The organism is Streptomyces sp. OfavH-34-F (genome assembly GCF_022347745.1).
Lineage (GTDB): Bacteria > Actinomycetota > Actinomycetes > Streptomycetales > Streptomycetaceae > Streptomyces.
Genome location: NZ_JAKRGC010000311.1, coordinates 1 through 7,634 on the forward strand (window position 1 = coordinate 1; position 7,634 = coordinate 7,634).

Sequence of the window (7,634 nt, forward strand, 5' to 3'; positions counted from 1 at the left end):
CCGGCGAACGCGTCGCGCACCGCCCCGGTGACGGCGTCGGCCGCCGCCTCCTCGACGAGCACGACCGCCGAGCCGCCGAAGCCGCCCCCGGTCATGCGCGCGCCGAGCGCCCCGGCCGCGTTCGCCGTCTCGACCACGAGGTCCAGCTCCGGGCAGGAGACGCGCAGGTCGTCGCGGAGCGAGACGTGCCCCGCCGTGAGGACCGGGCCCGCGGCGCGCACGTCGCCCGCGTCCAGCAGGGCGATGACCTGCTCCACGCGCCGGTTGTCGCCGACCACGTGGCGGACGTAGCGCACGACCGACTCGTCCGCCCCGGCTCCGGCCAGCCGGTCCAGGGCGGCGGGCAGCTCCCCGTACGGCAGTTCGCGCAGCGTGCGCAGGCCGAGCAGGCGGGCGCCCTCCTCGCAGCCGGCCCGGCGCTCCGCGTACGCCCCGTCGCCGAGCGCGTGCTTGACGCGGGTGTCGACGACCAGGAGCCGCAGCCCGTGGGCGGCCAGGTCGAAGGGGACCTGGCGGCGGCCGAGGTCGCGGGTGTCCAGGTGCAGGGCGTGGCCCTCGGTGCAGCAGGCGGACGCCATCTGGTCCATCACCCCGCAGGGCACCCCGACGAACGCGTTCTCGGCGCGCTGGGCGAGGACCGCGAGGGCGGCGGGGTCGAGCCCGAGGCCGAACAGGTCGTTCAGGGCGAGCGCGGTGACGACTTCCAGGGCGGCGGACGAGGAGAGCCCGGCGCCGGTCGGGACGGTGGAGGTGAGCTGGATGTCGGCGCCGGTGACCGGGTGGCCGGCCTCGCGCAGCGCCCAGACGACGCCGGCCGGGTAGGCGGCCCAGCCGTGGCCCTCGTGCGGGGCGAGCCCGTCCACCCGGAGGCTGACGACGCCGCCGGGCACATCGGTGGAGTGCAGCCGCAGCTCCCCGTCGGTGCGGCGGGCGACGGCGGCGCGCGCGGTGTGCGGGAGGGCGAGCGGCATGACGAAGCCGTCGTTGAAGTCGGTGTACTCGCCGATCAGGTTGACCCGGCCGGGCGCGGCCCAGACGCCCTCGGGCGCGTACCCGTACAACTCGGCGAAGGAGGCGGTGAGTTCCGTGTGGTCCTCGGTCATGGCGCGGTGGGCTCCTCTCGGCGGGCGAAGGTCCAGGCGTCGGCGACGATGCCGGCCAGGTCGGCGCGGGCGGGCCGCCAGCCGAGCCGCTCCCTGGCGGTGGCGGCGGAGGCGACGAGGACGGCCGGGTCGCCGCCCCGGCGCGGGGCCGCGGTCTCCGGGACGGGGTGGCCGGTGACCTCGCGGACGGTCTCGATGACCTCGCGGACCGAGAAGCCGTTGCCGTTGCCGAGGTTGCAGATGAGGTGCTCGCCGGGGGCGGCGGCGTCCAGGGCCAGCAGATGGGCCTCGGCGAGGTCCGCGACGTGGATGTAGTCGCGGACGCAGGTGCCGTCCGGGGTCGGGTAGTCGTCGCCGTAGACGGAGATCGACTCGCGCCGGCCCAGGGCGACCTGGAGGACCAGCGGGATGAGGTGGGACTCGGGGCTGTGCCGCTCGCCGTAGGCGCCGTACGCCCCGGCCACGTTGAAGTAGCGCAGCGAGACGGCGGCCAGGCCGTGCGCGGCGGCCTCGCCGGTGATCATGTGGTCCACGGCGAGCTTGGTGGCGCCGTAGGGGCTGGTCGGCGCGGTGGGGTCGGACTCGGTGATGGGGCTGGAGACCGGTTCGCCGTAGGTCGCGGCGGTGGAGGAGAAGACCAGGGTGCGCACCCCGGCGTCGCGCATCGCGGCGAGCAGGGCGGTGGAGCCGCCGACGTTGTTGACCCAGTACTTCTCGGGGTCGGTGACGGACTCGCCGACCTGGGAGTACGCGGCGAAGTGCAGCACCCCGTCGTAGGAGGCGTCGAGCCACTTCGCGGCGTCCTGGATGCGGCCCTCGATGAACTCGGCGCCGGCCGGGACGCCGGCCCGGAAGCCGGTGGAGAGGTCGTCGAGGACGGTGACGGTGTGGCCGGCCTCCAGCAGGTGCTGGGCCACGACGCTGCCCACATATCCGGCACCGCCGGTGACCAGGTACTTCTTGGGGGTGTTGCTCACTGGCTCGCTACCTCTCGCAGTCGCTGGGCCGCGGTCTCCGGCGGCACGTCGTTGATGAACACGCTCATACCGGATTCGGAACCCGCGAGAAACTTCAGCTTGCCGGAGGTCCGTCGGACGGTGAAAAGCTCGAGGTGGAGACCGAACTCCTCGCGTCCGGGGGCCCCGAACGGCGCCTGGTGCCAGGCGGAGATGTACGGGGTCGGCGGCTCTCCGGGTCCGAAGATCCGGTCGAATCGCCTCAAGAGTTCCAGATAGACCTGTGCGAACTCCGTGCGGGCCGCCTCGTCGAGGTCCCGCAGGTCGGCGGCGCGGCGGCGCGGGTGGAGGTGCACCTCGTACGGCCAGTGCGCCGCGTACGGCACGAAGGCGATCCAGTGCTCGGCGGCGAGGACGATCCGGGAGCCGTCCGCCTCCTCGCGGGCCACCACGTCCTCGAAGAGGTTGCGGCCGGATTCGGCGCGGTGGGCGGCCGCCGAGCGCAGCATCAGCTCGGTGCGCGGGGTGACGAAGGGGTAGCCGTAGATCTGGCCGTGCGGGTGGCCGAGGGTGACGCCGATCTCGGCGCCCCGGTTCTCGAAGCAGAAGACCTGCTCGACCTGCGGGAGCCCGGCCAGGGCCGCGGTGCGGTCGGTCCAGGCGTCCAGGACGAGGCGGGCGCGCTCCTCGGTGAGGTCGGCGAAGGACGCGTCGTGGTCGGAGGTGAAGCAGACGACCTCGCAGCGGCCGGAGTCGCCGGCGAGGGAGGGGAAGCGGTTCTCGAAGACGGCGACCTCGTAGTCGGCTTCCGGGATCTCGCCGGCCCGGCCCTCGCGCGAGGGGCACAGGGGGCACTGGTCGGCGGGCGGGTGGTAGGTGCGGCCCTGGCGGTGCGAGGCGATGGCGACGCTGTCGCCGAGCAGGGGGTCGCGCCGGATCTCGGAGGAGGTGGAGACGGCGTCGAGGGGGCGGCGGTCGACCGCGTCGCGCACGACGTCGTCGCGGCCGTCGTAGTAGATCAGCTCCCGGCCGTCGGCGAGCGTCGTAACCGTCTTCTTCACCAGGCTCCCTCCATCATCAAACACAACCGAACACAATGAACCATGAATAAACAACAGCGTCAATGAAGAACCCCGCCACCCGGGCGGGTGGCGGGGCGTGGCGGCGCGGCGGAGGGCCGTCAGCCGGCGGGCTCCGGGCCCCGGCGGACGACCGCGGCCCGGTCCAGCAGGCCGGTGCGGGCGGCCAGCGCGGCGGCCTCCAGCCGGGAACCGACGCCGAGCTTCATCAGGACGCGCTGGACGTGGGTGCGGGCGGTGCTCGGCGCGATCCGCATCCCGGCCGCGATCAGCCGGGTGTCCTCGCCCTCGGCGACCCGGACCAGCACCTCGGCCTCGCGCGGGGTGAGCAGCCGCAGCAGCCGGCGGCCCTCGTCGTCGGGCTGGGCCGCCGGGTCGAGGAGTTCGGCGAAGGCGCCCTGGAGGAGCTGGGGCGCGACGGCCGCCTCACCGGACCGGGCCTTGGCCATGGCGCGCTCCACGCCCTCGATGCGCTCGTCGTGCCGGACGTACCCGGCGGCCCCGGCCGCGAACGCGGCGGCGATCCCGCGCGGGCTGGGGACCGGGCCGAGGACCACGACCGCGGTCTGCGGGCGCTCCCGTCTGATCCGGACCACCGGGTCGAAGGTGCCGGGCGCGGCGGGGGACGCCGTGCCGAACAGGCAGACGTCGGGGGCCCGGCCGACCACCAGGTCCGCCGCCCCGCTCGTCGGCGCGGCGGCGGCCAGCACCCGGTGGCCGCGCAGCTTCAGCGCCGAGGCCAGCGCCTCGGCGAGCAGTCGGTGGTCGTCGACCACCATGAGCCGGACACCCACACCCATCGCCTGATCCCCCCGTTGCGCCGACGCAGGCCCCCGGCCCTCCAGGCCCGCAAGTTACACGCCCGCTCACGCGTGTGGGGGTGGAACCGGCCGGTTCCACCCCCACATGTCGGCGCCGCGCACTCAGCTGGTGCGGAAGGACACCACCAGGTACTCGTCGTCGCTCAGGGAACTCTTGCGGGGTGCGCTGATCATCGTCTCGGAGATGAAGAAGTGCCCCCGCTCGTAGCGGAACTCCGCGTAGTCCGAGGAGAAGCTGGTCTCCGCGTCCCGGATCTTCTCGTCGGACGGGTTGCGCATCAGCACCGTCTGCTCGAAGGTGTCGCCGTTGATGGAGACGACCTCGCCGCCCTTGTCGTACGGGGGCTCGCGGTAGGCGATGATGTTGCCGCCGTCCATGCGCAGCGGGAACATCGTGAACTTCTCGCCCGCGTCGGCCCGGTCACCGGTCTGCTTGCCGGTGGTGAGGTCGAAGGAGACGATCTCGTTGGTCCGGCTGAAGCTCTCGCCGGTGCCCTCGTGCTCCTCGGTGGGCACGTAGATGCGGTTGTTGCCGACCGCCACGTGCTGGCAGCTCTCGACCTTGGTGGAACGGCAGTTGGCCGCGTACTTCTCCGCGTCGGCGGAGATGCGGATCTTCAGCTTGCCGGTGGCCTCGTCGATCGAGAAGAAGTCCGAGATGCCGCTGCCGTCCCCGGCGGTGTCGCCGACGTCGGCCGCGACGACGAGGGGCTTGGTGGAGACGATGCTCGCGTAGTCGACGCCCGCGGGCATCTTGTACGAGGAGAGCGGGGCGCCCGTCGTCGGGTTCAGCGACTGGATGATGAGCTGGGGCTCGTCGTACGAACCGCAGGTGCGGACCACGGCCAGGGCCTCGCCGCCGCCGTAACCGCGGTCGTAGCAGCGGTCGGCGCTGACCTTCGGCTTCCACAGCTCGGCGCCGTCGCCGAGCTTGAAGGCGGCGCCGCCGTCGGTGCCGCCGGCCGCGACGGTGGTGCCGCTGAGGGTGACCTCGTCGAACCGGACCGGCCGGTCACCGCTGGTGCTCGCGGTGACCTGCTTGCTCCAGATGAGCTTGCCGGTCGCCAGGTCGATCGCGCCGACCCGGTTGCAGCTGGCGTACTTGTTGGCCTTGGTCCGCTTGGTCTCCTCGAAGACGATCGCGGTCTTGTAGTCGTCGCTCATGTGCCGGGAGGCGGCGCAGACCTGGCCCTCCAGCGGGATCGACCAGAGCTTGGTGCCCTTGTCCAGGTCGTAGCCGACGACCTCGTTGACGCCGGTCTTCACGTACGCCTTGTCGGTGACCCAGGAACCGGCGACCGTGGTGACCTCGGCGACCTTGGGGTGCGGGAGCTGGAAGGCGACGGTGGACTCGACGTTCGCCGGGGCCTTCTCCTTGCCGCCGGTGTCGCCCCCCTTCTCGCCCTTCTCGCCCTTCTCACCCTTCTCGCCCTTGCCGCCCTTGTTCTCACCGGTGGTGCCGGCGGAGGCGCCCGCCTCGTCCTTCTTGTCGTCGCCGCCGCTGTTGGCGTACCAGAGGCCACCGCCGACGATCAGGGCGACGGCGACCACGGCGGCGACGATGATCTGCGCCTGGGTGGAGAACTTCTTGGGCCCGTTGCCGCCGGGCTGCGGCTGGTGGGCCGGCTGCATCGGGGCGGTCGGGTAGCCGTACGGCTGCTGCCCCTGCTGCGGGAAGCCGTACGCGGCCTGCGTCGGGTGGTCGTGCGGCTGCGGCGGACCCTGCTGCGGGAAGCCGTAACCGGGCTGGGTGGGGGGCTGCGGGAAGCCGTAGCCCGGCTGGGTCGGCGGCTGCGGGTAGCCGTAGCCCGGCTGCTGCGCGGGCTGGCCGGGAGGCGGGGTCGGCGCGCCGAAACCGCCGGCGGGCGGCTCCTTCGGGGCGCCGAAACCGCCCGGGGGCGGGTCCTGGGGCGCGCCGAATCCCCCCTGGGGCGGATCGTTGGGCGGCGGCGGGGGCGGCTGGGTCATGGCGTTGCGTACCTCGGGGAAAAGGGGGCGGTCGGTCGGTGGGCCGTCACATCAGTTGCCGAAGGCCATCATGGTCTTCGTCTCCAGCTCTTCCTTGTCGTTGCTCGCGCTGACCCGCCCGCTCGCGATGAACGAACGGCCGCCCGCGTACAGGATCGTCGGGTTGTAGAACGAGCGCTCGATCTCGGAGGTCGAGTCTGGGTGCTGGAGCACCATCTTGGGGCTGCCGCCGGTCGGCGCGAGGGTGGCGATGCCGCCGCCCTTGCTGTAGCCGCCGTCGATGTAGAGCAGGACGTCGCCGCCCTCCATGCCCAGCGGCTTCATGGTCTGCTCGGCCGGGGCGTTCGCCTTCCACTTGGGCTTGCCGGTGTTCAGGTTGAACGCGACGACCTTGTTGGTGCGGGCGGAGCCGCTGGTGTCGTCCTGGGTGGCCATGTAGAAGGTGTTGGCGTCGGCCGCGACCCCGGCGCAGCCCTGGAGCTGCTTGCCGAAGATCGTGAAGCCGCCGCCGCAGTCCGGGGCGAACTTGTCGCCCTTGTCACCGACGAGCTGGGAGCGGAGCGTGCCGTTCTCGCGGAGCGCGATGATGCTCCACTTCTTGTCCTCGGAGCTGTCGCCCTTGGTGAGGGAGACGATGAGCGGGCTCACCGAGTAGACCTTGTCGACCTCCCAGCCGCGGGCCGGCTTGTAGGTCCACTTGGCCTTGCCGGTGTTCGGGTCCAGCTCCTCGATCTGCTGCTGCGGGTTGTTGACGTCCCCGGTGCGGCAGTTGACCGCGGCGATGAGCTTGGGGCCGCCGGCGAACGCGAAGGGCTGGCAGTTGCCGCTCCGCTTGCCGAAGACCTCCTTGCCGTCGCTGACCCGGTAGGCGTTGGCGGCGCCGGTGCGGCCGGCCGTCACGGTGTCCCCGCTGATGGCCATGGAGAAGTCCGACATCATGTCGAAGAGGCCGCTCTTCTTGACCTCCTTCTTCCACCCCAGCTCACCGGTGTTGAGGTCGATCTGCTGGAGGACGGAGCAGTCGGCCTTGTCCGTGGTGCCGTTCTTGACCGCGAGGACGATCTTGCCGTCCGCCGTGGTCTGCTCGGGCGCGGAGCAGAGGTCCGCGGGCAGCTTGAGCGTCCACTGCTGCTTGCCGTCGGCCACCGCGTAGCCGGAGACCGTGCGGTACATGCCCTTGACGATGGTGTCGCCGACGATCCAGGGGCCGTAGACGTCCGCGCCGTTGCGCGGCAGGTCCACGTCGTTCTTCTGCAGCCAGAGGACCTTGGCCTCGCCGTCCTTGCGGCCGCTGTTGAGGTCGTCCTCGCCCCGTCCGGTGCCGTTGCCGTCGCCCTTGTCGACGGTGGGCGATGCGGTGGGCTTCTTGGAGACCTGTTCGCTCTTCTCGGCGACCGGCTTGTCGTCGTCGCCGTCGCCGCCGCTCGTGGCGAACCAGACGCCGCCGCCGATGGCCAGCAGCGCGACGACCGCGGCACCGATCACGACCGGCTTGCGCTTGAACGGGCCGGCGCCGCCGGGGCCGGGCGGCACGGGCGTGCCGGGGTACTGCTGGGGCGGGAAGCCGTAACCGGGCTGGGTGGGCTGCCCGTACGGGCCCGGCTGCTGCTGGTTGTACGGACCGGGCTGCTGGCCGTACGGACCGGGCTGCGTGGGCTGCTGGCCGTAGGGGCCGGGCTGCTGGCCGTACGGGCCCGGCTGCTGCGG

The 7,634-nt window shown here is 72.5% G+C and carries 6 protein-coding genes; all 6 read right to left on the reverse strand.

Going from position 1 to position 7,634, the window contains the following annotated elements; genetic code table 11:
- The coding region (galK, locus tag MHW47_RS29290) for a galactokinase (protein ID WP_239226784.1) at positions 1-1,103 on the reverse strand (1,103 nt) is incomplete at its 3' end.
- Positions 1,100-2,080: a UDP-glucose 4-epimerase GalE gene (galE, locus tag MHW47_RS29295; protein WP_239226785.1), complete on the reverse strand. Its 981-nt coding sequence runs from the start codon at positions 2,078-2,080 to the stop codon at positions 1,100-1,102. The genes galE and galK, both read right to left, overlap by 4 nt.
- Positions 2,077-3,120 (reverse strand): galactose-1-phosphate uridylyltransferase, encoded by a 1,044-nt coding sequence (gene galT, locus MHW47_RS29300; protein ID WP_239226786.1) that lies wholly within the window; start codon positions 3,118-3,120, stop codon positions 2,077-2,079. The genes galE and galT overlap by 4 nt, the downstream gene beginning before the upstream one ends.
- A gap of 119 nt (positions 3,121-3,239) precedes the next feature.
- Complete coding sequence (locus MHW47_RS29305; RefSeq protein ID WP_239226789.1) at positions 3,240-3,932, reverse strand: LuxR C-terminal-related transcriptional regulator; 693 nt, start codon at positions 3,930-3,932, stop codon at positions 3,240-3,242.
- 129 nt (positions 3,933-4,061) lie between these two features.
- Positions 4,062-5,927 (reverse strand): PQQ-binding-like beta-propeller repeat protein, encoded by a 1,866-nt coding sequence (locus MHW47_RS29310; protein WP_239226787.1) that lies wholly within the window; start codon positions 5,925-5,927, stop codon positions 4,062-4,064.
- A gap of 51 nt (positions 5,928-5,978) precedes the next feature.
- The coding region (locus MHW47_RS29315; protein ID WP_239226788.1) for a PQQ-binding-like beta-propeller repeat protein at positions 5,979-7,634 on the reverse strand (1,656 nt) is incomplete at its 5' end.

Coding starts and splice junctions, on each gene's coding strand:
- MHW47_RS29310 (WP_239226787.1), bottom strand. CDS start 5,927: ATGACCCAGCCGCCCCCGCCGCCGCCCAACGATCCGCCCCAGGGGGGA.